This is a genomic window from Phascolarctobacterium succinatutens CAG:287 (assembly GCF_000434895.1).
Taxonomy (GTDB): Bacteria; Bacillota; Negativicutes; order Acidaminococcales; family Acidaminococcaceae; genus Phascolarctobacterium_A; species Phascolarctobacterium_A succinatutens_A.
In genome coordinates this window covers 1-26,791 of record NZ_FR892772.1, presented here as the reverse complement: position 1 = coordinate 26,791, position 26,791 = coordinate 1, and the positions used below count along the sequence as shown (strand labels likewise).

At 47.1% G+C, this 26,791-nt stretch carries 22 protein-coding genes and 1 riboswitch; of the genes, 4 read left to right on the top strand and 18 right to left on the bottom strand.

Features of this window, described 5'->3' with window-relative positions; translation table 11 throughout:
• Positions 1–323: 323 nt before the first annotated feature.
• The 4 genes from ftsY to BN587_RS03170 form a co-directional block, all read right to left on the bottom strand.
• Positions 324–1,241 carry a signal recognition particle-docking protein FtsY gene (ftsY, locus tag BN587_RS03185; protein WP_021719708.1) on the bottom strand — a complete coding sequence of 306 codons (918 nt, stop codon included), beginning with the start codon at positions 1,239–1,241 and terminating at the stop codon, positions 324–326.
• Complete coding sequence (gene smc / locus BN587_RS03180; protein WP_021719707.1) at positions 1,241–4,810, bottom strand: chromosome segregation protein SMC; 3,570 nt, start codon at positions 4,808–4,810, stop codon at positions 1,241–1,243. Before smc ends, ftsY begins: the two co-directional genes overlap by 1 nt.
• Positions 4,811–4,898: 88 nt before the next feature.
• Positions 4,899–5,396 (bottom strand): DNA-deoxyinosine glycosylase, encoded by a 498-nt coding sequence (locus BN587_RS03175; protein ID WP_021719706.1) that lies wholly within the window; start codon positions 5,394–5,396, stop codon positions 4,899–4,901.
• On the bottom strand, positions 5,363–6,376 hold the full coding sequence (locus tag BN587_RS03170; RefSeq protein ID WP_021719705.1) for an elongator complex protein 3: 1,014 nt from the start codon (positions 6,374–6,376) through the stop codon (positions 5,363–5,365). The genes BN587_RS03175 and BN587_RS03170 overlap by 34 nt, the downstream gene beginning before the upstream one ends.
• A 220-nt stretch (positions 6,377–6,596) precedes the next feature.
• On the opposite strand from BN587_RS03170, the gene BN587_RS03165 reads away from it, so the two are divergent.
• Positions 6,597–7,835: an MATE family efflux transporter gene (locus BN587_RS03165; protein WP_021719704.1), complete on the top strand. Its 1,239-nt coding sequence runs from the start codon at positions 6,597–6,599 to the stop codon at positions 7,833–7,835.
• 44 nt (positions 7,836–7,879) lie between these two features.
• Here the strand turns inward: BN587_RS03165 and BN587_RS03160 are convergent, their stop codons facing one another.
• From BN587_RS03160 to BN587_RS03150, 3 genes are all read right to left on the bottom strand, one after another.
• The gene (locus BN587_RS03160) at positions 7,880–8,251 is read right to left on the bottom strand and encodes a metal-sensing transcriptional repressor (protein WP_021719703.1); all 372 of its coding nucleotides are present in this window, start codon (positions 8,249–8,251) and stop codon (positions 7,880–7,882) included.
• A 62-nt stretch (positions 8,252–8,313) separates the two neighbouring features.
• Positions 8,314–9,123, bottom strand: coding sequence for a Cof-type HAD-IIB family hydrolase (locus tag BN587_RS03155; protein WP_021719702.1), 810 nt, complete (start codon positions 9,121–9,123; stop codon positions 8,314–8,316).
• On the bottom strand, positions 9,113–9,520 hold the full coding sequence (locus tag BN587_RS03150) for a hypothetical protein (protein WP_021719701.1): 408 nt from the start codon (positions 9,518–9,520) through the stop codon (positions 9,113–9,115). Before BN587_RS03150 ends, BN587_RS03155 begins: the two co-directional genes overlap by 11 nt.
• Before the next feature lie 181 nt (positions 9,521–9,701).
• Between BN587_RS03150 and BN587_RS03145 the strand changes: the two genes are divergently transcribed.
• Together BN587_RS03145 and panF are read left to right on the top strand one after the other, a co-directional pair.
• Entirely contained in the window at positions 9,702–9,965 is a 264-nt protein-coding gene (locus tag BN587_RS03145; RefSeq protein ID WP_021719700.1) for a YhdT family protein, read from the top strand.
• Entirely contained in the window at positions 9,958–11,460 is a 1,503-nt protein-coding gene (gene panF / locus BN587_RS03140; RefSeq protein WP_021719699.1) for a sodium/pantothenate symporter, read from the top strand. The genes BN587_RS03145 and panF overlap by 8 nt, the downstream gene beginning before the upstream one ends.
• 71 nt (positions 11,461–11,531) lie before the next feature.
• Here the strand turns inward: panF and BN587_RS03135 are convergent, their stop codons facing one another.
• From BN587_RS03135 to BN587_RS03085, 11 genes are all read right to left on the bottom strand, one after another.
• Positions 11,532–11,846: a type II toxin-antitoxin system RelE/ParE family toxin gene (locus BN587_RS03135; protein ID WP_021719698.1), complete on the bottom strand. Its 315-nt coding sequence runs from the start codon at positions 11,844–11,846 to the stop codon at positions 11,532–11,534.
• The gene (locus BN587_RS03130; protein WP_021719697.1) at positions 11,843–12,148 is read right to left on the bottom strand and encodes a type II toxin-antitoxin system RelB/DinJ family antitoxin; all 306 of its coding nucleotides are present in this window, start codon (positions 12,146–12,148) and stop codon (positions 11,843–11,845) included. Before BN587_RS03130 ends, BN587_RS03135 begins: the two co-directional genes overlap by 4 nt.
• A 157-nt stretch (positions 12,149–12,305) precedes the next feature.
• Positions 12,306–12,713, bottom strand: coding sequence for a CGGC domain-containing protein (locus BN587_RS03125; protein WP_021719696.1), 408 nt, complete (start codon positions 12,711–12,713; stop codon positions 12,306–12,308).
• Positions 12,710–13,606, bottom strand: coding sequence for a 4-hydroxy-tetrahydrodipicolinate synthase (dapA, locus tag BN587_RS03120; protein ID WP_021719695.1), 897 nt, complete (start codon positions 13,604–13,606; stop codon positions 12,710–12,712). Before dapA ends, BN587_RS03125 begins: the two co-directional genes overlap by 4 nt.
• A gap of 251 nt (positions 13,607–13,857) precedes the next feature.
• On the bottom strand, positions 13,858–15,078 hold the full coding sequence (dapG, locus tag BN587_RS03115) for an aspartate kinase (RefSeq protein WP_021719694.1): 1,221 nt from the start codon (positions 15,076–15,078) through the stop codon (positions 13,858–13,860).
• A gap of 110 nt (positions 15,079–15,188) precedes the next feature.
• Positions 15,189–16,226, bottom strand: coding sequence for an aspartate-semialdehyde dehydrogenase (locus tag BN587_RS03110; RefSeq protein WP_021719693.1), 1,038 nt, complete (start codon positions 16,224–16,226; stop codon positions 15,189–15,191).
• A 20-nt stretch (positions 16,227–16,246) separates the two neighbouring features.
• Complete coding sequence (dapB, locus tag BN587_RS03105; RefSeq protein ID WP_021719692.1) at positions 16,247–17,017, bottom strand: 4-hydroxy-tetrahydrodipicolinate reductase; 771 nt, start codon at positions 17,015–17,017, stop codon at positions 16,247–16,249.
• Between the two features lie 94 nt (positions 17,018–17,111).
• Positions 17,112–17,277, bottom strand: a riboswitch (Lysine riboswitch).
• A gap of 160 nt (positions 17,278–17,437) precedes the next feature.
• On the bottom strand, positions 17,438–20,605 hold the full coding sequence (locus BN587_RS03100) for a type III restriction-modification system endonuclease (protein WP_021719691.1): 3,168 nt from the start codon (positions 20,603–20,605) through the stop codon (positions 17,438–17,440).
• Complete coding sequence (locus BN587_RS03095; protein WP_021719690.1) at positions 20,605–22,488, bottom strand: site-specific DNA-methyltransferase; 1,884 nt, start codon at positions 22,486–22,488, stop codon at positions 20,605–20,607. Before BN587_RS03095 ends, BN587_RS03100 begins: the two co-directional genes overlap by 1 nt.
• On the bottom strand, positions 22,485–23,099 hold the full coding sequence (locus BN587_RS03090; protein WP_021719689.1) for a DUF4391 domain-containing protein: 615 nt from the start codon (positions 23,097–23,099) through the stop codon (positions 22,485–22,487). The genes BN587_RS03095 and BN587_RS03090 overlap by 4 nt, the downstream gene beginning before the upstream one ends.
• Complete coding sequence (locus BN587_RS03085) at positions 23,099–26,335, bottom strand: helicase-related protein (RefSeq protein WP_021719688.1); 3,237 nt, start codon at positions 26,333–26,335, stop codon at positions 23,099–23,101. The genes BN587_RS03090 and BN587_RS03085 overlap by 1 nt, the downstream gene beginning before the upstream one ends.
• A gap of 224 nt (positions 26,336–26,559) precedes the next feature.
• Between BN587_RS03085 and BN587_RS03080 the strand changes: the two genes are divergently transcribed.
• Complete coding sequence (locus BN587_RS03080; RefSeq protein ID WP_044484102.1) at positions 26,560–26,760, top strand: helix-turn-helix domain-containing protein; 201 nt, start codon at positions 26,560–26,562, stop codon at positions 26,758–26,760.
• Positions 26,761–26,791 lie beyond the last annotated feature (31 nt).

The following is a 26,791-nucleotide window of genomic DNA, read 5'->3' as shown; positions in this document are numbered from 1 at the left end:
CTTAATTTGTCCTTGACAAAGGGTACACTTTAGCCGAAGAAAAGCTTGCTACTGCTAAGCGTTTTTTAAGCATGGGATTATCAGTACAAGATGTCGCTAAAGGTACTTCGCTTTCTGTTGAGCAGGTTGAAAAAATTAAGGCTGAACAAGAATAGTCAACCTATAACTAAAACCCCCCCCCCCCCCCCGCCGTTCGCTGCCGCGAACGGCTTTTTTACGCCCGCATAAAAAAATCTCCCGCACGCTGCCAAACGCAGCTCGGGAGATTTTCTACTATAATAATATACGCCAGGCCGCAACGCCTGTCGGCTGCAAGCAGCCTCTTATTTGCCGCTGTCAAACAGCGCTTCTACAAACTTATCCGGCTCAAAGGGGCGGAAATCCATAATGCCTTCGCCTACGCCGATCCATTTAACCGGCAGGCCCAGCTCTTCCTTAATTGCCACAACCACGCCGCCCTTAGCAGTGCCGTCAAGCTTGGTGAGTACAACGCCGGTAACCTTAGCGGTTTCCATGAACACCTTAGCCTGATTGATTGCGTTCTGGCCGGTGGTAGCATCCAGAACCAGGAAGGTTTCGTGCGGAGCTTCGGGAATTTCGCGTTTGATAATACGGTGTATTTTTTCCAGCTCGTTCATCAGGTTAGCCTTGTTATGCAAGCGTCCTGCAGTATCAATAAAAAGAATATCTGCCTTACGCGCAATAGCAGCCTTCATTGCATCAAAAACAACTGCCGCCGGGTCTGCACCCTCAGCGTGACGGATAACGTCGCAATGCGCGCGCTCGCCCCAAATCTGCAGCTGCTCGCCTGCCGCAGCGCGGAAGGTGTCGCCTGCTGCCAGAACAACCTTGTATTTGAACAGGGTGAAGTAATTTGCCAGCTTGCCGATAGTAGTGGTCTTGCCTACGCCATTAACGCCAACTACCAGGATAACCGTCGGTTTAGCACCGATACGTGTACGCTGGCCACTGTCTGCCAGCATCTCTGCCATATATTTTTTCAGGAAGGGAATAACATCCTCGGTACCGTTGATTTCCTTTTTCTTCGCAGCCTTACGCACTGCGTCGATAAGCTTTTCAGTAGTTTTTACGCCTACGTCCGCAGATAACAGAATCATTTCCAGCTCATCGAGAAAGTCATCGTCAATCGTTGCAGACAGGCCTACAAGCTCCTGAATGCGGTCAGTAAAGTTGCGCCTTGTTTTAGAAAGGCCTTCCTTTAAACGCTCAAAAAATCCCATTATTCATTCTCCTTTGCATTTATTTTTACGGATAATAGTTTAGAAACACCGGATTCTTCCATAGTTACGCCATACATGATATCAGCGCATTCCATTGTTCCCTTGCGGTGCGTAATCACAATAAACTGCGTGTTTCCTGCATAATCCCGCAGGAAATCGGCAAAGCGCTGAATGTTGGCATCATCCAGAGGCGCGTCAATTTCGTCCAGGATACAGAACGGCGATGGCTGGTAGCTCAAAAGCGCAAAGAGCAGCGCGATAACCGTCAGCGCTCTTTCGCCGCCGCTCATCAGATACAGGCTCTGCAGCTTTTTGCCGGGTGGCTGCACGTCAATATCAATACCGGAATCCAGCAGATTATCCGGCTCGGTGAGCCGCAGCACTGCCGTACCGCCGCCAAAGATTTTGACATAACATTGCGCAAAGTATTCGTTGATTTTAGCAAAGGCCTCCTTGAAGCGCTTGGTCATACCGCTGTTGATTTCCGCGATGACCGCCTCCAGATTGTCCTTTGCTGTGCACAAATCGTCATATTGCTTACGCAGGAATTCGCTGCGCTCCTTCACTGCGTTGTATTCTTCAATCGCCGCCGCGTTAATCGGTCCCAGGCCCGCAATCTGCAGCGTCAGCTGGCTTTCCTGCTTTTGCAGCTCCGGCAGCTCCATTGCCTGCAGCTCAGGTAAATCCTGACTGCGCGCAGCCGCCTCATCCAGCTGATAATCCTGCTCTAGCTGCTCCCGGATATGGCCGCAGCTGCTTTCGTGCCTTGCCAAATCCAGCTCCGTCTGCTTCAGCAGCGCTTCACTGTCGTTCACCTGCTTGCGTAATCCTGTCAGCGCTTGTTCTATCTCCTGCTGCTTATCCACCAGGTCGCCGCGCTCCTGGGCGAAGTCATCCTTGCCGCCCAAAATCTGCTGCAGCTGTGCCAGCAGCTCATCGCTTTGCTGCTGCAGGCGCTGCTTTTGCACGCCACAGTCCGCAATTTCCTGCTGTCTGCGCTCCTGCTCCCTGCCATTGGCAGCAATCTCCTCCTGCAAGCGCAGTGTATCCTGGTCCAGACTGTGCATAGCCTTGGTGATATCCTGCGTGCGTGCGGCAGAGGTCTGCAGCGTAATTTGGGCATCCTGCAGCTGGTTATACAAAGCGGTAACCGCACTGCCGTATTTGGCAATTTCCTTTTTCAGGCTATCCAAAAGCTCCTTAGCCTGGGTATCCTGTCCCTCGCGCTCCGCAACTGCCGCGCGCAGCTCCTTGACCTTATCACGGTTTGCCATATAGGCCGCGGTGATATTGCTGCGATCATCCAAAAGCAGCAGCAGGCGTTCGTTGTCGCGCGTTTTCTGTTGCTGCACCTGTTCCAGATTGAGCTTAAGCCTGTCGGCCTTCAGCTGCTGTTGACGCAACTGTGCAGCAAGCTGCTGCAGCTGCTCCTTCTGATTTCCTTCGGTTGCTTCCAGCTCCTCCAGCTTTTCCTGCCAGCTGAGCATCTCGGCATGCAGCTGTTTCATCTGCGCTGCCGCCTGCGCAATTTCTACATTACGGCTCAGATAGCCTTCCTTATGCTTTTTACTGCCGCCGCTCATACTGCCGCCGGCATTTACCACATCGCCGTCCAGCGTAACTACGCGCAGACGGTAGCGTCCGGCCTTTGCCGCAGCCAAGGCAGCATCAATGTTTTCGGCAATCAGCACTCTGCCCAGCAAGAAGCGGACAGCATTTTCCGCCTCGGGCTTGAAGCCGATCAGATCTACCGCATAGCCAAGAATTCCCGGCAGCTTCGCCAGTGCTTCCTCCTCGCGGTTAGGGCTGCGACGCTGTACTGTATCCAACGGCAGGAAGGTTGCGCGTCCGCTACCAGTACGCTTTAAAAAGGCTATCGCTTCCTTCGCCGCATTGGCCGAGCGCATCACCAGGTTCTGTGCGCCCTCACCCAACGCTGTTTCAATAGCAGCGACATATTTATCTTCTACCTGCAGCAGCTCCGCTGCCACGCCTACAACCTGCTCACGCCAAGGCTCCTGCGCCTTCAGCACCGCTTTGATGCCGTAGCTGAAGCCCTCGTAGCTTTGCTGCAGACGCTTTAAGCTCTGCTCGCGCGTTTCCGCCGCCGTCAGCTGACGCTGGCACTGCTGCTGACTGCTGCGCACAGCCTGCAGCTCCTTTTGCCCTGCTTCATAGGCACTGCGCAGCTCCTCGCCTTTTCTGCGCACCAGCTCCATGCCGTGAGCGCACTGCGACTGCTGCTCCAGCAGGCTGTTGTACTGCTCCTGTGCCTGACGGTCTGCAGCTTCCGCCTCTTCGATGCTCTTTTTCAAAGCATCGCGGCGACGTGCGCGCTGCTCCTGCTCCTGCTCCAGGTTATGCAGCTCGTTACGCAGCCTAATCAGCTCCTGCATACCACTGAAGAACTGTGACTGCGCCTGCTCGTCGCTGCGCTTCGCTTCCTCCAGCTTGGCGCTCTGCTCATCGCGCTGCGCCTGCAGCTGCTTGACAGCGCCATCGGCCACAGTATGCCTTTTTTCGACAGCATCAAACTCTGCTGCCAGCTCCTGCATTCTTGCTTCCTGCTCCTTCACCTGCTGCTCCAGGCGCTCGTTGCGCTGCACCAGGCGTTCGCCAGCTCTTTCGTTCTGGCTGACACGTTCATCAAGCACCTTCTGGTCACCGCGCAGCTTTTCCAAAGCAGTCTCGCGGTTTTTGATATCATCCTGTAATTTATTATAAGCCTCAGCCAGCTTATCCAACTCCTGCTGCACCTTGACGGCCTCGGCCTGCATGCTGCCGACCTTTGCTGCCTGCTCAGAGTAAGCAGCTTCAGCCGCCTGCTTTTTCGCCAGCAGCTCATTGCCTGTGTCTTCCATCGCATCAAGGCGACGCAAAAGCACGGAAAGACGGCAACGGCGCAGCTCCTCGCTCAGCTCGTTGAACTGCTGCGTTTTGGCTGCAGCCTGCGCCAAAGGCTCCACCTGCGCATCTACCTCACTGCGGATATCGTTGATACGCGTAAGGTTGTTGGCCGTATCGTCCAGCTTGCGTACCGCGTCCTTTTTGCGCAGGCGGTATTTGGCAATGCCTGCCGCCTCTTCGAACAGACTGCGTCTATCCTCGGGACGGCTATTTAAGACCTCATCAATTTTATTTTGGCCGATAATGGACATAGAGCCCTTACCAAGGCCTGTATCCGCCATCAGGTCGATAATATCCTTCAGGCGGCAGCTTTTCTTATTAATCGCATATTCGCTGTCACCGCTGCGGAATATGCGGCGCGTCAGGCTTACCTGCTCAAAATCAAGCGGCAGCGTCCTGTCGCTGTTATCAAAATCAATGGTGACCTCCGCTACGCCCAACGCTCTGCGCTTGCCGCTGCCGGAGAAAATTACGTCCTCCATCTTGCTGCCACGCAGATACTTGGCGCTCTGCTCGCCCAACGCCCAACGGATGGCATCAGAAATATTGCTCTTGCCTGAACCATTCGGTCCGACAACAGCAGTAATTCCCTTGTCAAAGGTCAATTCAGTTTTATCAGCAAAGGATTTAAAGCCATAGGTTGAAAAGGACTTTAAACGCACTAGCAATCACCCATTTTCTATAAGTCAGTTATTATATCTTTTTATTGTATCATAAAATACAATTTTTTTACACCAGGCAGAACTTCTCTTATGCTAAAAATTGCAAAATAACCTGCCAGCGCTCCGCCAGATCCTCCAAGCGCAAGCGCGCATTGGCCGGACTTGTCGACGGCAAATAAAAGATTCGCACCTGCTGCGGCAGTTTTTTGGCAAAATATTTTTTGAAGGCTGCAGCTGCCTTGCCACCGTTGCAGACCACTGCCTGTAAATGCGGCAGCTCGCCTGCAAGCTCAACGACAGCGTTCGGAGCCTCGTTTTTGATGCTGCTGTCCAAGCTGCCCTCGCGCTCGCAATAGCCCAGCGTGTCCCACAGTGCAATGTGATGCTTATGCAGCAAAGCCTGCTTGGCAGCGTAATCCTGCGGTACGTCCTCATTTAAAAGCAACGCCAGCAAACGCCAGAAGCGGTTTTGCGGATGCGCATAATATTCCTGCTGCTCCAGCGATTTTATCCCCGGCATAGAGCCGAGAATCAATATTCTGCTGTGCTCATCTACGATTGGTGCAAAGGATTTACATGTGGACATACTCTTATCTCATCTGCCTTATCTTGAATTATCTGCAGCTTAAGCCCCGGGAAGCACGCTTCCCAATAGCGCAGGTTGCAGCTTTTTTGCCCGCGCAGCTTTGATTCCAAGCGTGCAGGGCAATATATTGTAACAGCGCCGCAGTCAGCCAGCTTTTCTAATTGTGACGTCACTTCGGTGCGCAGCACCCTGCTTTTTACCAGCTCGCCCATTGCCGGGTGAAACGGCCCCGCAAGAATGTTGCCCGGTGCGCACAGCTCCTCGTCAGGCTGCAGGCCGATGCGGATAACATTCACGCCTGCTTCCGTCAGCTCGCGATAAGCCCAGGCCGCCTGCGTCACGGCCTCCTCCAGCGTCAGCGGTACAAAACGCCCCGCCGCGTAGTCCGCAGCCAGCGGCGTACCCTTGATTACTAACAAAGGATAGATGCGTGCCACGTCAGGCTGCATTGATATCGCCTTACGCACTGTTTCCTGCACGCTGGTAAAGCTCTGCTCGGGCATGCCCACCATCAGCTGCAGGCCGACTTGAAAGCCGAAGCGTTTTAAAAGCGCCACCGCCGGCGCCACCTGCGCCGCCGTATGGCCACGCTCCGCTGCCGTCAGCACCCTGTCATCAAGCGACTGCACGCCCAGCTCCACCAGGCGCACACCATGCTGCTGCAAAAGCAGCAAGCGTTCTTCATCTATATAGTCCGGACGTGTCGAAAGACGCACGCTGCCGATAAAGCCCTCGGCCAGCAATGCGTCCGTCAGCGCCAGCAGCTCCTCCTGCAGCTCCAGGGGCAGACCGGTAAAGCTGCCGCCATAAAACGCCGCCTCGTGCTGCACACTCGGTTGCAGCCAACTGCGCCAACGCATCAGCTGCTCCTTGGCGGCGGCCACAGCAGCCAGCTTCTGTCCGCTAATCGTCTTTTGATTACAAAAAACGCATTGATGCGGACAGCCTGCATGCGGTATGAAAATCGGCAGAATAGACATAGATATCCCTTCTTTTAAACAAAAAACACAGCTTTTATGTAAATTTTTCAGGAAAAAACTAATTAATGATAATTATTCCTATTGACATTATCCCCTATAGGGGGTTATTATAGTGTTGCAAGAAATTTAATAGGAATGTGGTGCAGCAATGAAATTATCTCACATGAAGTTTATAAAAACAAGTCTTCCCTTTACATTTTCTACAGTGGCGGCCTCGCTTATGGGTGCCGTCGACACTGCCGTAGTCGGGCATTTGGGGAATTATACATACATTAACGCTGTTTCTTTGGGTGCTGTTATCTTCAGCACCGTTTATTGGCTCTTCGGCTTTTTGAAAATCTCCACCAGCGGCTTTGCGGCGCAGGCCTTAGGTCAACACGATCCCAAACTGCTCGCCGGTGCTTTTATCCGCGGAGTGTTGGCAGCCTTCGGCATCGGCCTGCTGCTCGTAATTTTACAGGAGCCCATCTGGCGGACAGCATTACTGCTCTTCAACCCCGATGCAGCAACCAAGCCTATGTTGGAGCAATATTATCGCATGCTCATCTGGATTATGCCGCTGACGCTCGTTTTCCAGACAGCACAGGGATGGTTCGCCGGTACACTGCATGTACGTATCGCGGTACTCACCGCACTTGCCAGCAACGTCATCAACCTGCTGCTGGACGTGCTTTTTGTCATTGTATTGCATTATGAGGTAACCGGCGTTGCTGCTGCTACCTGCATCGCCAATATTACCGGCTTTTTGGCTATTCTGTACTTTTATGCCAAGCACAAGCCCCTGCCGCTGACAGCAGTTCCGCTGCGAAAAATCTTTTCCGGTCCCACCTGCCGCCAGATGCTGCAGTGCGGTTCGCATCTCACCGTGCGTATGTTCTGCATGATCATCATGGTCAACAGCTTTATGCATCAAAGCTCAGCCTTCGGCGGCGAGCTTTTGGCCGCTAATTCTATTCTTTTCCAGATACAGTTCATTATGGGCGATATTCTGACCGGCCTTTCGCAGGCAGGTGCCATCTATTCCGGCATTGCCTTCGGCGAGCACGACCGCTCCATGCTCAACGATACGCTGCGCATCAGCTTTATCTGGGCCATCGGCTTCGGCCTGCTGCAGACTGTCGGCTATTATTGCTGTCGTCACGCCATTCTTGGCTGCTTCACCAATCTGCACAGCGTCATTGCCACGGCGCAGCAGTACGATTTGTTTATAGCCTTCTTCCCGCTTATCAGTGCACTCGGTATCGTCTACTACGGCGTATTCAATGGTGCGCTCTACACCAAGCCTATCTGCATCTCCATGCTGCTTACAGCAGGCTGTTACCTTACCGCCTACTTTACACTCATCCCGCTTTATGGCAACATCGGCCTGTGGCTGGCCTTCCTCATCTTCTATATTGCCCGCAGCAGCTTTTTACTGTTTTTTGTTCCCAAGCTGCAGCAAAGAGTAGCTCTGGCATAGCCTCAAACACAGCTGCACGCTCTTAACGTGCAGCTTTTTTATTTTCAGCGCAGATATTGATCAATAGCCGCTTCAAAATCCTCCAGACTTTTGCTGCCCTCACCTTTTTCGATAGCGTGCAAAATGCAATGCTCCAAGTGGTCCTTTAAAATAACCTTAGCTGTATTATCCAACGCCTTGCGCACCGCAGCTATCTGAATCAGCACCTCCGAGCAATCCCTGTCGTTATCTACCATTGTCTTGATAGAACGCACATGGCCTTCAATGCGTGCCAGGCGGTTGACAACCTTCTTCTTATTAGGATGGTTGTGAGCGTGTGCATGAGCTTCCTGCAAAGTCTGCTGCTTTTTATCATCCTGCTGCGTAAGCTCCGCCTGTCTGCGCACATATTCCAATAAAGATTTTTCCTCTGCCATTACTGTCACCAACCTTATCTCTACATTATGAAAAGGGAGCGCACTAAACACGCTCCCTCATTTTATTCCGCTGCCTGCGGCGTCAAAATGCTTTCGATTACCAAAGCAACGCCGTCATCATTATTGGATGCCGTAATGATTTTTGCATTCTGCTTCACGCTGTCCTTAGCATTAGCAACAGCAACGCCGATACCGGCATTGGCAATCATCTTCACATCGTTATTGGAATCACCGATGCACATAATTTCCTGCGGCTGTACGCCGTAGCTTGCCGCTACGCTTTTTACCGCCTCCCATTTGTTGACACCGGGCTCCATCAGCTCCAGGAAATTGTCTTTGGAGCTGGTAACATCAAGCTTACCGGCAAAGTCCTTCTTGAACTGCTGCCATACATCGGCAAATTCCTCGCTCTTAGTCATAACTAAAATTTTATATGGTGCTTCATCCGTATGATACAGTGCCTCACCGATAGCAGTCGTCTGAATGCCGCTGATTTTAGTATACATGCGGGAGCAGTCATTCTCCTGCTTAATCAAAATGCTGTCACCCACATAAAGCTGCAGGTAATAACCCTTCTCGCGGCAGTATGCCAGCACCTCATTGGCGGTAGACAGCTTCATCTTGTGCTCGTAATAAACCTTGCCGCTCAGGCTGCCCTTAACGAGAGCGCCGTTATAGGTAACCAGCGGCACATCAAGGCCCAGCTTTTCCGCATAGGGACGCACGGAAACGTACATTCTGCCAGTAGCAATCAAAAAAATCTTGCCTGCGTCCAGCGCCTTTCTGATAGTTGCCTCGTTGCGCGGAGAAATTTGGCAGTCCTTATTCAAAAGTGTATCGTCCATATCGCTGGCAATCAGCTTAATTTCCATGCTCCATCTGCTCCTTTAACATCAACTTATCCAAAAATATAGCTGCTGCCGGATAAAGCAGCAAAAGAAAAATACCGTGCATAATGCCAAAGTTAAGGTCATAACCCGGCAGCATCCGGCAAACAGTTACGGCACCCTCCAGGGAGAAGGCAGCCATCACCAGCATAGCCTTCAGGGAGTCATTTCTGCGTTTGGCCAGCTCCTGCAGCCTCGTCAGCAAAAACTGCTTGTCGACAATAACATGCATCAGCTTCAAGCCCAGGCACATAAAAGCACCCTCGATAAAGGAGCCTGCCACCAGACCGCCTAATGTCACAACCTGCAGCATACCGGTTACATATTCACACAGGAAAAAAATGACGCTCAGCGTCAGCCACATTGTAGCTAAATTATACATTGTTTTCTTCAAATTAATCACCAAGATACATTATAACACAGACAGCCGTCAAATTACACCAGGCGTCTGATATTTTATGATGCTTTTAAGCATATTTTGCAAGTATTTCTGCATATTTTGTGGTAAAATAAATTTATTAACGTAAGCAGACAGCATTGTCTGAGCGAAAGGAGCAGTTTATATGAAGCGCAGTGATAAATTCCGCCAGGCCAACCGCGAAGCTCTGGCTACCGTTATCGCCACCATCGCCGTCATCATCTTCTGGTGCCTGGCAGGCTTTGGACTGGCAGACAGTAATATTACTTTCTGGCATACACCACTTTGGGTTTGGGGCGGCTGTGTCGGCACTTGGCTCTTTGCCATCGCCGTTACCGTTTTTCTGACAAAGAAGGTTTTTGTCAACTTTGATTTGGATGACAGCACGGAGGATAAGCAGCATGAGTAGTATTTTAAATATTTTACCAGCACTGGCCTTTCTGCTGATTCTGTTAAGCATCAGCGCCTATATCCAGCGCACGTCAAAGGAAAACAGACAAAAGGATTTCGCCAAGGATTACTTCATCGGCGGCCGTACTCTCGGCGGCTTCGTGCTGGCGATGACCACCGCTGCCACCTACAGCAGCGTAAGCACCTTCGTCGGCGGTCCGGGCGTAGCCTGGGTTATTGGCTACGGCTGGCTGTACATGGCCATCGTACAGGTAGTCGTTATCTTCCTCGTCTTGGGCGTGTTCGGCAAAAAGATTGCCCTGATTGCGCGTGAGATTGACGCCGTAACTGTAATCGACGTACTGCGTGCCCGCTATCATTCCGACTTTCTGGCGAACATGGCTGCCGTTGTTATTGTCGCCTTCTTCTGCGCCACTATGGTGGCACAGTTCGTCGGCGCCGCCAAGCTCTTCGAAGCAGTAACCGGCTTCTCCTACCTCACCGGCCTCACGATGTTCGGCCTGATTGTTGTCATTTACACCACCATCGGCGGCTTTAAGGGTGTTGCCGTTACCGACGCCTGCTGTGCTATCGCCATGATTGTCGGCCTGTGCATCCTCATGGGCGGCATGATGCACGCAGGCGGCGGCTTCAACAAAATCATGAGCTACATCAGCACCCAGCATCCCGATATGCTTGAGCCGCTTTCCCGCGGCAAAATGCCGATTTCGCTGTACATCAGCCAATGGCTGCTCGTCGGCATCTGTACACTGTCGCTGCCGCAGTCCGTTGTCCGCGGCATCAGCTACAAGGATACCAAGGCGCTGCATAACGCTATGATTATCGGTACCGTCGTAATCGGCGCCATGACTCTGGTAGCAACCTGGATAGGCGTTATCAGCAAAGGCATCCTCACAGGACCTATTGCAGCCTACGGCAACAGCGTTGATAACATTATGCCTATCGCCATCGTGCACAGCCTTACACCCTTCTGGGCAGGTGTAATCATCATCGGCCCCATTGCCGCAACCATTTCCACCGGATCCTCGCTGCTGCTTTCCTCGTCTTCCTCTATCGTTAAGGACGTTTACATGAACATCAAGGGCAAGCGCGAAGAGCAGCTCAGCAATAACCAAATTCGCCTCTACAGCCTGGGCGCAACAATTATCCTCGGCCTTTTTGTTTATGCCATCGCTATCAAACCGCCAAGTGTTATCTGGCAGATTAACATGTTTGCCTTCGGCGGTCTGGAAACAGCCTTCTTCTGGGTGCTGATTTTCGGTCTTTTCTGGCCCAAGGCCAACAAATACGGCGCTATTGCAGCCATGGGCGGCGGTGTAATCATCTACTGCCTGGCCATGGTCTTTAAGATTAAGGTGCTTGACCTGCACCAGATAGTGCTCGGCATCGGCCTTTCCCTGCTGTGCTTCTTCATCGGCAACAGCTTCGGCAAAACAGTCGACGAAAAAACACTGCGCATCTTCTTCCCCGAAAAATTTGACGACGAAGAGTAAATAAGCATAGATAATAAAAGAACTGTCGCTCAGGACAAAAGCAATTATCCCTAGCGGCAGTTCTTATTATTTTAGGCCAAATCCTCTAAATTTCTTCCCCCATATACTATGCGTACTATTTTCACAGCCATTGCCTGTTCATCCACCAAATAAAATACAACATAATTATCTATAGGCAGCCTATGCATTTTCATACTTGCCCACGGCTCCCATTCCACCAACACATATCTGGTAGGAAAAGCCTCTAAATCCCGTATTTCCTTTCTAATACGGTTGACCTGCCTTCTAGCAGTAAGCGGAGCATGAAGTATTTGTGAAATATAAGTGTAAATGCTCTTAATATCAACTAATGCTTCTTGAGAGTATTCTACACGATATAAATTCATATGCCGAACTCCTCCGCCAGGATTCCATCAACCTCATCAGCAGAGTAAGTTTTTTCTGCTTTCAATGAAGCAATTCCTTTAGCCAGCTCGGCATCAAGCTCTTCTCGCGACAAGCTTCCCATCGCCACAGGTTCGCGAACCGGCAGTCGTAGCTTCAGCGGCAGACTACGAGTGAGAACAATTTGACTATAAAACATCTGTATCGCACTTGCAGGCGTGATTCCTAACTGTTGTAATACATTTTCAGCGTTTTCTTTTAAATCGCTATCAATTCTTGCATAAAGAGCAGTAGTATTAGCCATATTTATCATCCCCCTCATAACTAAGTATAGCATCAGCGATAAACATTTGCAAGCATTTGCAAGCAGTAAACCATGTTTTGATACTTAACTTCTTTCACCTTAACGCACAAACACCCTGTGCATTGCCAACGGCAATACGCAGGGTGTTTTTCAAAGCTTATTCAAATTCCTTATAGATACCTTCCTCGCGACGTCTGGTTGCCGTTTTGGAAATATATGTACCATGTACAATATTCGTCAACTTCTTTTTCGCCAAAATCTTTTGGATGTAATCAAGATGCGGACAAGGCGGCTTATGCGAATTATCCGATACCATGCATGTAGAAAGATGCACGCAAAGCTCCTGCCCCTCCTCCTTAAAGCGGCGCAGGCGCTTCGCCAGGTTTTCCAGCTTCACCGTCAGCGCACCGCCGGAGCAGCCACCGCAGGTGAAGCTCATGTAATGCGTATCCTCGGGATAACCGGCAAACTTGCCCTCACGGCTGTAAAAAGCATGCGTACAGTTGTAGCCGCAGCAACGCTGCTGCACTGTATCACACTGGATAATTACTACCAGCTTGCTCATTTTATCATGCCTGCTGCTTTTAAAGCTGCATCCAGCTTAGCCTCAGCGGCAGCGCTGATAGGAGTCAGCGGCAGACGCGGAGCACCGGCATTGATACCGGTAACCTTGGTAACGGCAGCCTTGATAGGAATCGGATTGCTTTCCACAAACATAGCCTTTGCCAGCGGTACCATAACCTTGTTGAGGTCAGCGGCATCTTTCACGCGACCTTCGCTGTAAGCCTGCATCAATTGCTGCAGTATGTTGCCGTTGACATTGGCCAGAACGGAAATCAGACCGCAGGCACCAACGGACAGGAACGGCAGAATCAGGCCGTCATCGCCGCTGTAAATGGAGAAATCCTCCGGCAGTACACGATACAGCTCTGCAGTCTGTGCTACATTGCCTGCTGCCTCTTTAATAGCCACAATGTTGCTGAAATCTGCTGCAAGACGTGCAACAGTTTCCGGAGCAATATTGCCGCCGGTACGTCCCGGAACATTATAAACGATAATCGGCAGCTTAGTAGCCTTTGCTACGGCTGCAAAATGCTGGTAATAGCCTTCCTGAGTCGGTTTGTTGTAGTACGGGCCTACTACGAGCACGCCGTCAACACCGCAAGCCTCCATTTTCTTAACCAGGTCAATAGTGCTGGCAGTGCAGTTGGTGCCTGCACCGGCAACAATTTTGGCACGTCCGTTGACACGTGCAACGATGGTCTGCATGAATTTAATTTTTTCATCCATGTCCATGGTTGCAGCTTCACCGGTAGAGCCTTCTACTACCAGGCCGTCACTGCCGTTAGCCAGCAGCCAGTCAGCAAAATCTGCACCGGCTTCATAATTGATGCTGCCATCAGCGTTGAACGGCGTAACCATAGCCGTTAATAATCTGCCAAAATACGGTTTTTTCATTGTAATTCCACCTCTTAAAACTAATAGAAACTAAAATTCTCTATGATATATTGTTTATTATCTAAATAATTTTATATTTTTTACGGCGTACTTCACGTACGTCGAGAAAACGCAACAACGCAGGCGGTGCTTTATTTCCTCTTTACCTTAATAGGCTGTGGAGAAAGTGCCGGATGCTAGGCGTGTTGACGACGGCGTACTAACAGTACGTCGAGGAAACACAACAACGCAGACGGTGCTTTATACACGGCCTACAGCTTGAAGGCCTCATGCAATGCTTTGACTGCTTCCACCAAATGCTCCTCTTTTACAATCGCGGAAATTGTGGTATCGCTGTCCACAGTCTGCAGAATAGCAATATTGTGGCTGGCAAGCGCAGTTACAAAGGTAGCCATAATGCCAGGCACGCCACGCATAGCACTGCCGACAACGGAAACCTTGCCGCAGCCTTCGTTCAGCGTATATTTAAAGCCTGTTGCATCAAGCACCTTGCAGGTGTGCTCTACGTCCGGAGAAAATACTGCAAACATTGCTTCCTTCTCGGACAGGTTCAAGCAGCCTACGCTGATGCCTGCATCCGCCAAATCTTCGAACAGATTACGGCCTGCAGTAATATCCTGCGGGTTCAGGTCAATGCGGAACTGTGCCAAATCATTAAGATGAGCTACGCCGCTGGCACAGGATTCGTTAATCGCAATTTCGCCGCCGTTACCCTGACCGATGCGTTCGCTGGTAATCAAAGTGCCGGGAGCATCGCTGAAGGTAGATTTAACATACATGGGAATATTGCTGCCCATGGCAATTTCCACGGCACGCGGATGAATAACCTTCGCACCGTTCTGTGCCATCTGGCAAACCTCAGCATAGGAAATCTGCTGCAGAATATTTGCCTTCTCGACAATACGCGGGTCTGCAGTCATAATGCCTTCAACGTCTGTATAGATTTCAACGAACTCTGCCTTGAGCGCAGCGCCCAGTGCAGCAGCAGAGGTATCGCTGCCACCGCGACCTAAGGTAGTAAATTTATAGTTGTTTTCCGTCATGCCCTGGAAGCCGCAGACAACCGGAATGATGCCTGCCTCCAGCAGACGGATAAGACCGGAGGTATTGATGTTTTTGATACGTGCAGCACCAAACTGGGAATCAGTAACAATGCCTGCCTGACCGCCGGTGAGTGCCATAGCGTTGATACCGAATTTTTGCAGAGTTGCTGCCATTACGCAGGCGGAAATGATTTCGCCGCAGCACATCATCATATCCATCTCGCGCACATTAACGGAAAGGTTAACGTCCTTCAGGGTACCGATAAGAGTATCAGTTGCGTAGGGCGCACCCTTTCGCCCCATAGCCGAAACTACTACTACCGGGGAGTAACCGTTGCGGATAGCCTGCTGTACCTTGTTTTTAACTGCAACGCGGGCTTCCTCACTCGCGACGGAGGTGCCGCCGAATTTCTGTACAATGATTTTCATGTAAATTGCTCCTCATCTGTTTATATTAAAATGCAAAATGTACCGGATGCCGGAAAGGCTGCGGCGTACAAGCTGTACGCCAGGTAGTCTTTACACGCAGAGGTGCATTATTATTTTTCTAACCAGCCGTTTTTAATCATAACCTCAGCAATCTGCAGAGTGTTCAGCGCAGCGCCCTTGCGGATCTGGTCGCCTACTACCCACAGGTTAAAGGTATTCGGATTGGACTCATCGCGGCGCAGACGGCCAACGAAGCAGTCATATTTTTCTGAGGTATATAAAGGCATCGGATAAATCTGGTTGGCAGGATCATCCATCATCTGAACGCCGGGGAAAGCGTTGATAGCAGCTGCCATATCCTGCAGCTCCAAATCATGCTCAAATTCAATGTTTACAGATTCGCTGTGGCTGCGGTATACAGGCACGCGCACGGTAGTAGCGGTAATGCGCATTTCGTCATCATGCATAATCTTTCTGGTTTCATTGATCATCTTCATCTCTTCTTTGGTGTAGAGATTGTCAAGGAAAACATCAATCTGCGGAATCAGGTTAAACGCAATCGGATAATGCTTCGGCAGACTTGCGGACGGAAGAATGTGTGCCTCCATCTCACGGCCCTCACTGTAAGCCTTAGTCTGGTCGGTGAGCTCGTCAATGCCATCCTTGCCGGCGCCAGAAACAGCCTGATAGGTAGAAACGACGATACGTTTAATGCGTGCCAGGTCATACAGCGGTTTCAATGCCATAACCATAATAATTGTAGAGCAGTTAGGGTTGGCAATAATGCCCTTGTGCTTCAGGATGTCCTCGGGGTTAACCTCCGGCACAACCAGCGGCACTTCGGGGTCCATACGGAAGGTGCTGGAGTTATCAATAACAACGGCACCAGCCTTTACAGCGTAGGGAGCAAACTCCTTAGAAACGCTGCCGCCTGCGAACAGAGCGATATCAATGCCCTCGAAGGAATCCTTGGTAGCCTCCTGCACAGTATATGTTTTGCCCATAAATTCAATCTGCTTGCCTGCGCTGCGCTTGGAAGCCAGCAGACGCAGTTCTGCAAATGGGAAGTTTCTTTCTTCAATAAGCTTCAGAAATTCAGTACCAACAGCACCGGTAGCACCCAAAATAGCAACGTTATACTTTTTCATAAAATTCTCCCCCTCACTATTTAGAGTAATTTATCTAAGCCGTATACCAAGCCTACTTGGTCAACAATTTTGCGGCAGCCAAGCGCAACGCCCGGCATGTAGCATTCGCGGTTAATCGGGTCAGTGCTGATTTTCAGTGTTTCGCCCTGACCGCCGAAGATAACCTCCTGGGAAGCAACGTAACCCGGCAAACGGACACTGTGAATCTTCATGCCCTCGTAATCCGCACCGCGCGCACCTGCCATGGTTTCCTTTTCATCAGGATTGCCCTGCTGCATAGCCTTGCGCACCTCAGCAATCTTTTGTGCGGTGATAATAGCCGTACCGCTCGGAGCGTCCAGCTTATTATCATGATGCTTCTCGATAATTTCCACATGCGGGAAATATTTGGCAGCCTCACACGCCAGCTTCATCATCACAACTGCGCCAAGCGCAAAGTTCGGAGCAATCAGCAGGCTGGTGTTGTGCTTGCGTGCCAGCTCATCAACCTCTTTTAAATCCGCATCGCTGAAGCCTGTTGTGCCTACTACAGCATGCACGCCAAGCGGCAGCATTTTGCGCAGGTTGCCCATAACAACATCAGGACGGGTGAAGTCAACAACTACGTCCGGTTTGGCAGCTTCAATAGCAGCAACCAGGTCAGTCATCACCTTAACGCCATCACCCAGATGTACAGTGCCTTCCTTAATATCAACAGCACCTACAAGCTCCAAATCCGCTTCGCTATATACCTTTTTACATACCTCGCTGCCCATGCGGCCCAGCGCACCATTTACCAAAACACGAATCATGTCGTTCACTCCTTAATCATAAAAATAACCGTTGAGATATTTCCTTTGGATTCTATCTCAACGGTTAGCATGCTAAATAAATATTCACACCCATAGCCGAGATAGCCCTCCGCTGCATATGCAGCGACAGTCCGGCAGCTTTCACTGACGGCCCAGCACAACGACACGGCTGCCATTGCACTTCGGCGTTAGCCCTTTTGTGATGCTTCTCAGCTCCCGCTCCACAACCTACTCATGCTTTCCGCGCCTCTATCTTAATGGTTTGCTATTAAAAAAATTATATTACTGTTACTGCTATTTGTCAACGAGGAAAATTATTAGCCTGTTCTTATAGCGGCAAGTGTAAAGATTTTACAAAAAGGGTGTACACATAGGCACCAGCAAACTATCAGCGTGAATTATTCCATATTCGGTTGTGGTTTATCTATCCAGTACAATATCCATCAGGCTCTTGTAATCCTTTACCTGACCGTAATGCACTTCGCCATTGGAAAGTTTTTCAAAGAGCTTTTCGGCACAGTTTATTTTAGCTTTTTCAATAGCTCGCAACTCCATACTTTGCAAAGTCCCCTTTGTTTCTGCCACAAAAAAGACATGCTTGACTACGCCCTTCTTAAAAGCAATTGCCCAGTCAGGCGAATATTTGCCAACCGGCGTAGGAATATGAAACCCTCGCGGTAGCTTTGCATAAACAACAACCTCATCTGCTGTATCAAGTTCCTCTACAAATTTACGTTCCACACTTTTTTCTGCAGTGCCATCCGTAAAAACATAATCTTGAATAGCATGTTTTGCACGATATGCTTTAGCGAAATTGCCACGAGTATATTCAGCAGTAAAAATATCAGTATCAAATGTTTCATTGGTCGTATTATAAGTTACATGGTCTACTATTAAAGCAGATTTTTGGACATTGATAATACTTGATACCTTGTTAATAAAGTCAAGCGGATTCTCTGCAAACATACGGTACTTAGATTTCCAAATGTTCTGCAGTATTCTTGCTACAGTACGACGTGTAAGCGTAGTTCTCGAAGCAATTTCATGAAGTAAATCGTACTTTAACCCGCTATCATATGTATTTTTCATAGTATCGGTTTTTGTACGAGTTGTAGTAAAGCCTGTTTTGCTATCAATTTCATGCTCTTGTAAATTCTCGTTCTGTGAACCTACTACAAGCCTATACTGAATTTTAGTTACTACCAGCTCATTATTGATGGCATCCGAAGCCTTCTTGATTAACTCATCACTGCTAAAATTAACTTTATAAGCATATTTATGATTTATGCGATTCCACAAATCCTGGAATTCTGCTTTATCAAAGTTTGCATTTAACGGATTAGCTTTAACCTTTGTTTCCTTAGCATCAGCAACCATCATTTTAAGAACTTCTTCATCAAAAATTCCCTGTATCAGTTTATGTATTGCCGGTTCAAGCTCTTCTAATTGCGGTGGCAAAGGCGCAAAATCATTTGCTTCTTTATCAGCCTTATATTTATCAGTGATTTTGCCATCATAATCAGCATAGCCGTTTACACCTAAGTAAAGCATAATAGTACCGGCTTGTTCTCTTTCAATTTTATATTGCTTACCATCGACTTTTACTGTTCTGTCAGCAAAATAGTCAATAGATGCATGCGTAGGACGCTTATACAAAGCTGCCTTCATATCATCCTGCAGACTTCCGACAAAATCAGCATAGCTTTCACTGGCAATAACTGTCAGTTGGTTTATTTTATGTACCATGGCTTCTCCGCAGGTCAGCAAATCCATACGCTCACCTTGCTGATTGACGCAAAGTCGCATGCCACGGCCAACTTCCTGACGTTTATTGACATCACTGTTAGACGCTTTCAGTGTACAAATCTGAAAAATATTCGGATTGTCCCAGCCTTCACGCAATGCGGAGTGAGAGAATATAAAACGTACCGGATTATCAAAGCTCAATAAGGCTTCCTTATTCTTCATAATCAAATCATACGCGGATTCATCGTTAGAGGTATCCTTGCCACGTTCGCACTTACTGTCAATACTATGCCCTTTTTTATCAATACTGAAATAACCGGTATGCACATCATGCACATCTGCAGCTACTCTATTCAGGTATTGTACATAAGGATCATCTTTAAAAAGCTCGGTAGATTTGCTGTTGAAAATACGCATATATTCTTCTTCGAAAATTTTACCGTACTCGCCAAGCTCTTGTGTACCATCTTCATTATATTTACGATAGTTTTCTACCTTATCAATGAAAAATAAGCTCAGTGTTTTAATACCTTGTGCGTAAAGCTCTTTTTCCTTTTCAAAGTGTGAAAGCAGCGTTTCGCGTATCTGCAGACGACGTTTGTATAATTCCGTTACATCGCCGACAACATCCGCACAATGCAACACTTCACCGTTTGTGAAAGTTACCGTGCCCTTACCGCGAGGATCTATGTTACTAATCACATAGCCTTCATACTGCTTCATGCCATTGGATAATTCATACAGACTGTCACGCTTACCCAAAAGTTTTCTTACGCGTTTAATGCTATTTGACTGCTGCACCTCAAATTCCAAACGCACTCTTGGCGGTTTGGTAGGAGAAGTTTCAATTTCTTCGCAATAAAGATAGCTGTCTACGCCCTTCAGATTCTTCATTTCCAGGCCTTTGACTTCGATTTTCTTAACCAACTTCTGATTATAGGCATCAAGTGCATCAAGAACATAAACCATGTTATGTTTATCCTTATGCGTAGCGGAATAATTGACGCTGAAAAGCGGATTAAAGCGCTTCATCGCCTTTTGCGTAACATTGCCTGCCAACTTCTGTGGTTCGTCGATAATCAAAATAGGATTAGTTTTGGCTATAACATCAATAGGCTTGCGTGAACCGAATTCATCACGTTCACTGTAAATAATCAACGCACCCTTATCACCGCCACGGCCTTCCTTATTCTTCTCCTCATTCAAGGACTTGGCAAAGGCTTGATTATTAATAATCATTACATTGATTTCGTTGCTTTTGGCAAAATCATCAATCTTCGTCAGGTTTTTGCTGTCATAAATAAAATAGCGCGCTTTCTTGCCGTACTGGCTCATGAAGTGCTCTTCCATCGTTTCCAGGCTTTTCTTGACGCCTTCACGGATTGCGACAGAAGGGACGATGATAATAAATTTGTTCCAGCCATACTGCTTATTCAGCTCAAACATGGTCTTGATATAGACATAGGTTTTGCCTGTACCTGTTTCCATTTCAATATCAAGACTGCACTTTCCCTGACCTTCCATAAGCTCCTTCGACGGAGTTATATTATTATTGCCTTGAATAAGCTTAATATTTTCCAGAAGCTGCACCTTATCCAATTTTATTGGCGCATTAGCATAACCAAGTATTATATTCTGCTTAGCTTCCTGTTCATCAAGCTCCTGCTGGAACAAATTATAACCATTGCTATTCTTTGCTTTTTTTGTTTTCACCGGCACAAGTCTGCCCGGATCAAAAAAGTAACTGGTATCCTGCGCAGGACGCACCTGTCCCTTGAACACGTCAACCACTGCATTGACAGCATCCGTCTGGTACTGCTGAATTTTAAAACTGAACTTCATTACAGCACCCTCCTCACTGTTTGCGGACTATAGGTGTTGAAAATCTGCTCAAAGTTAATCGCTACGCTGTCATCAGCCTGCGAACTGTCACGCATAACAAAATAGCTCGGCATTTCTTTGGCAATGGCAGTGATAACCTCATCCGTTACGTTCTTATCAAAGCAAGCCATTAAATGACCTTGCGCCACATTGTAGACAGTTTTGCCGGCAATGGTAATTTTTTCGATTTTACTGGAAAGCGGCGTATCCAGCTTCAGCATAGCATCAAACAGCAAATCCTCATCGCTGCGGTCTTTTTTGATATTGTCGATAAACAGGCTCTGCTGTTTATCCATGTATTCCTTCGGCGTGAAGTACACATCTTCCATGTTACTGCTGTCGCATTTCAAAACACGGAAACCGATGTCCAAATCCTGCGTTGTCAGTGGGTTTTCTTCTTTTATTTTTTGACCTGCACGGCGGATGCGCTCCTTGCCGATTTCACAGATGTTTTTGTAACCTTCCATACGTGCTATCGATTTTTCCAAAGTCTCTTCTTTTAATTGAATTAAAATATACTTTCTCTTTCCTCTGTCTTCTGAATTAAGTTGCATAACGGCATCCGCAGTTGTTCCTGAGCCAGAAAAGAAATCTAAAATAATATCATCACAACTTTCCGTTTCTGCCATTTTTATTATTCTTTTTATTAATTTAGTAGGTTTAGGAGTATCAAATGGCACTCTTATCTCTTTAAAGATATCTCTTAATTCTGATTTCGCACCAATATTATGTCCTGCATCATCATAAGACCATACAGTTGTCGGTACTATACCTTGTTGAACTTCTGACAAAAATGTTTTCTTATATGGTCTAGATAATCCATCAGTACCAAAAGTTATGCGATTATCTGCTAACATTTCTTCATATCTCTCTTTAGATACACTCCAACAGCGAGATGGTGGTGGAGTAAATTCTAATCCAGCAGGAGACTTTATCACATAATCATTAGTTGAGGAGTAAGTTTTTACTGATAAATTAGTAGCAATCCATGGACCGCGCGGATCATTATCTGGATTTTTATATTTTGCATTTAATTCTGCCGGTCTTTCGAACAAATTAGGATGCCATTTTTCTTTGTTTTTACAAAACAGCAAAATGTAATCATGAACATCAGATAAGTACTTAGCATCATTGGCAGCACCATATTTTTTATGCCAAATTATTTGATTAACAAAATTACTCTCACCAAAAATTTCATCACCAATTTTTCTTAAATTTTCAACTTCGTTATCATCAATAGAAATAAAAATAACCCCATCTTCACTCAGCAAATCCTTCGCCAGCTTCAACCTTGGATATATCATATTCAGCCAATCGGTATGAAAACGACCGTTGCTTTCTGTATTAGCTACCAGACGATTGCCCTCTTCATCAAGCTGCCCGCTATTATCAATATATTCATCCGCACTTTGCTTAAAATCATCCTCATATACAAAGTCATTACCTGTATTGTACGGGGGATCAATATAAATCATCTTCACCTTGCCTAAGTACGTTTCCTGCAGCAGCTTCAACACTTCCAGATTATCGCCTTCAATATAAAGGTTCTCCGTATTATCGAAATCCACGCTTTCTTCTCTGCAGGGGCGCAAGGTTTTGTTAATCGGAGCATTGGCAGCCAAAATTGCTTTGCGCTTATCCGGCCAAGTAAACTGGTAGCGTTCCTGCAAACCATCTACAACATGGTCACTAAGCTCCTGTTTCAGCATATCAAAATCAATGGCATGCTCCAATTGGCCCTCATTATTGATTCTTTCGGTAACACAATTAGGGAATAGCTCCCTTATCTTGGCTACGTTTGCTGCAACCTTATCCATAGATTGCATGTTGAGATGTTCCATCATTGTAAATCCTCCAGTTCTTTTTTCAGCTTGTTTATTGCTTCACGCAAGGTCAGTTTTTTGCGTGCCTGCTTTTCCGCAAACATTTTCTTCGTCAGCACTGCTATCTGTGCTTCTGTTTCTGCCCGCCTGCCGGCGTTGGCAATTACGGAAGCAGGTGTAAGCCCTGCACATGGCGTTAATTTCGCCACTTGCAGAGCTAGGTGCTCCCAAATATCGTTCAAGCTTGTGCCTTGCAAATTCACCTTCTGCTCAGCCACAGGCATAAATTCATTGAGCAATATTCTGTTATCGAAATACAGCGCCATCTGCAGCTTATCTTCATAGCAAAGCGCTAACAGCAAGCGCTGGTCAATCAGCCTGCACAGCCTTTGTAAAAGCCTTTCCGCACAGCCCTCCTGCTTCAGCTGTACCGCCAAAACAAAAACAGCTTTCTCCTGCTCCTGCTTTTGCAAGGCAGGTATTGTGCGTAAGGAAATTTCGTTGACGATGGTTATCTGCCTGATGGCTGCGTCAAACTCCTTCTGCTCCGCTGTATTCAGTTCAAACTTGCTGTATAAGTCACGTTTGGGAATAATCTTTTTTACTTCTGTAGTCTGCGGTAAGCCTAACATCACTGCTCACCTCGCACAACGAGGAAACAAATCAGTTCAAAATCATCCAGTCCTTTAATGCTGTTATCAAAGAAGCTGATTTCCTCACCGCTCAGGAAGCTGTCAACATCGTCTGCATCCTTCACGTTGATTATGGAAGCAATAGCATCCTCCAAAAGCCGGGAATAAACACCCATACTTCTGCCATCATTCGTCGCCTTGTTGAATCCATTGCACAAATCCGTCATAGGCTTATCCTTGCCACGGCAGGTAAAGCGCAGCTTGTCCAACAGCTTCTTCGGCGCCAAATGGTTGCAGATAATTTCGCCATCCTCGCCAATATATACGGCGTAAAACGGATGCAGAAGATTTTTTCTGTCTATATTTATGTTATCCGTGCAGTTTTTCAGCACGTAAATTACACCCGGAGGACATTCCTCGCTTGCAGGTACAACGGCATGCAGGCCAAAGGGTGTTTTATCCAGCTCGCCATGCGTCTTGATATATTCCAGTAAATCCAGGCGGAATTCATTCAAGCCCAAATCCATTATGGAAATACCTGTACTCATATCCTCAATATCGACAACTTCCTTTTGTAGCTGCTGAAGCTGCTGCTTGCGATACTGCAAGTCGAGCTTTTCATTATTGCTCAGCAGATTATCGTCCGCGGTAGCAGTCAAATCAACTGCCTTCATACGACTTTCTACACGGCTTTTGAGGTCAATGTAGTCGTCCAAATCCACGTCTGGCCAAAAATTAACCAATTGGATAAAGGCATTTCTGCTGCCTATGCGGTCAATACGGCCGAAGCGCTGGACGATACGCACTGGATTCCAATGTATATCATAATTCACAAGAAAATCACAATCCTGCAAATTCTGACCTTCGGAAATACAATCAGTAGCAATCAAAATATCTATCTCGTTTTTATCCTCAGGGAAAATCAGCTTCTTATCCTTCGCCAATGGTGCAAAACAGGTCAGTACAGTATTCAAATCACACCTAAGCTTCGGTATCGTGCATCTGCCATCCACCGAGCCTGTAACCATCGCCGTATGCAAGCCAAACTGCTCCTGCACATGCTTGCTGACATGCTCATAAAGATAAGCAGCAGTATCGGCAAAGGCAGTAAACACAATAATTTTCTTGTTATCTGCATTCAAGGGATGCTGAATTTTATCGTCTATAAGCTCTAGCAGTTCCTGCAGCTTATTATCCTGCACAGGCGTAATGCTCTGCACCATCCCAAGCAGCTCATCCAAACACTCCTTGTCATGCAGCAAGCTATGCCCCCAGCTCACAATATCCATGTCAGACAGCTCAATAGGCACCTTTTTGCCCACAACAAAGCTTTCCTCTTCCATATCAAAATCAGCGCCGCTGAAATCAGTACCGGTATCCACCTGCACATTAGCAAGCCTGTGCTGCGTGAAGCTGTCTATCTTTTGCAATGCTGCGCAAATACTAGCCCGCACTCTTTCCACAGTCAGCCTGAACGAATACACGGAGCTTTCCATGCGCTTCAAAATATTTATCGCCATCAGTCGACGAATACCACGCTCACGGTTCGCCTGTGTAAAGCCAGTATTGACCTTATTATCATCAAAAAGCTCTGCATATTTCGGCAAACGGCTATGCAAAATAAATTCCGTAGGAGTATATATAGACAGCTCCAGCTCATCAAGCTTCGAAAATATTTCTTTATAATTTACCGCGCCATTCTTAACCAATGCAGGGCGAAAGGATAGCGGCGTTTTGCGTTCAGGAAAGCTGCCAATAGCCTTTGTATCATAATATCTGGTAATATGCTTGCGTGAACGTGCAATAGTCACAGAATCAAGCAAATTGAAAAAATCATAGCTGAGGTTTTCCAGCAAATTCTGCACTGTGCGTTCTGCCGGAGGCAGCTTCGACCAATGATTATAGGCAGCCTGCGCATTACGGAAAATATCATCTATAGAGTTTTTGGTGTTCAGCTTATCATTAATTTTGCTGCTATCACCTTCATAGGCCAATTGCAGCTGATTCTTCAAATCGTTAAAGCGATTATTAACGGGAGTAGCAGAAAGCATCAACACCTTTGTCTGCACGCCCTCACGAATAACCTTGTTCATCAGCACCGTATAGCGATTCTCTTTATCTTCGCCATCAAAGGCACCACCATTACGGAAATTATGCGATTCATCAATAACTACAAGGTCATAGTTACTCCAATTTATCCTGCTTAAATCAATATCACCGCTATAACCGCGCTTGCGCAGCAGGTCTGAATGATATAAGACATCATAGCGCAGTCTGTCGCTGGCAATAGGGTTGTTTTTATAGTTAGCGCGATACGTATTCCAGTTGTCTGCCAGCTTTTTCGGACATAATACAAGTACATTCTTGTTGCGTCCTTCATAATATTTAATAACAGCTAATGCAGTAAAGGTTTTGCCCAAACCAACACTGTCAGCTAAAATGCAGCCATTATATTTTTCCAGCTTATTAATAATGCCTAACGCAGCATCACGTTGAAAATTAAAGAGCATATTCCAGATTTTGCTGTTCTTAAAGCCTGTACGCTCATTCGGCAGCTCATCCTCACTGATATCCGTAAGAAATTCATGGAAAATATTATACAGCGTCACGAAATAAATAAAATCAGGCGCATTCTCATTATAAGCCGAGCTTATACTGCTTATAACATTGTTGGTTACGTCCTTTAACTCTTCTTCGTTCTGCCAGAGCTTGGCGAATTGCTCTATGAATGCCTGCGACGCAGGGCTTTCTAGCTTTAATATGTTCACGCCCATATTGTTTCCCTGCTCACAGCCTAAATCAACAGTTGTGAAGCTATTAACGGTATAATACGCTATATCGTTCAATACAATAAACCTATCTGTAATTTCCTTATTACCAACATTGGATTTAAAGGTAACCTTCTTCTTAATCCACTCAGCACATTCCTTGGCAATAGCCTTTTGATTTAGTTCGTTACGCAGCTTTACCTCAAATTCCGTGCCATAAATACGACGCTCACGATTTATTTTAGGAATATAAAATTCGCGTTTTTCCTTCTTGCTATTCTCTTTTTGAATAAAAGTAGGGTCAGTGAAAATAAAACGTAATTCTTCAATCTCGCTCAGCTCCTTACGCAAAGCCTCGAAGGCATACATAGAAAAATCTGCTGCCACAATAGACAGCATACTGCCCTTCTGCAATTCTAAGGCCAAATCATCTTTTAGCGTTTCATTTACGTTTCTAATAACCTTCATTTTCTCAAGTCAGCTCCGTTAATTGTTTATGTATCAAAAATTTGTCAATAACTCATTATAATGATACACTGTTGTCCCCCCCCAGTCAAGCAAAAGCACACATCGAGTGTGTTTTGCCTGAAGTATTAGCAAACTAATACTTTTCTATTCTGATTTTAGCGCAATTTGCGCTAAATGGCAAGTTAAAGTGCCTTCTCTTTCTATAATGTTATTGGGTGATAACAATGTATCAGCGCATTCGCGACTTACGTGAGGACAAGGATATGACGCAAACACAAATGGCTGAAATCCTTAATTGCTCGCAAAGAGTCTACAGCAACTATGAAAAAGGCGAACGGGATATACCGACAGATATACTCATTGCCTTGGCTAAATTTCATAACACATCCACGGATTACATTTTAGGCTTAACAAACAAAAAATAAGGATGGTAGATTGCAAGTGCAAATTGAACAA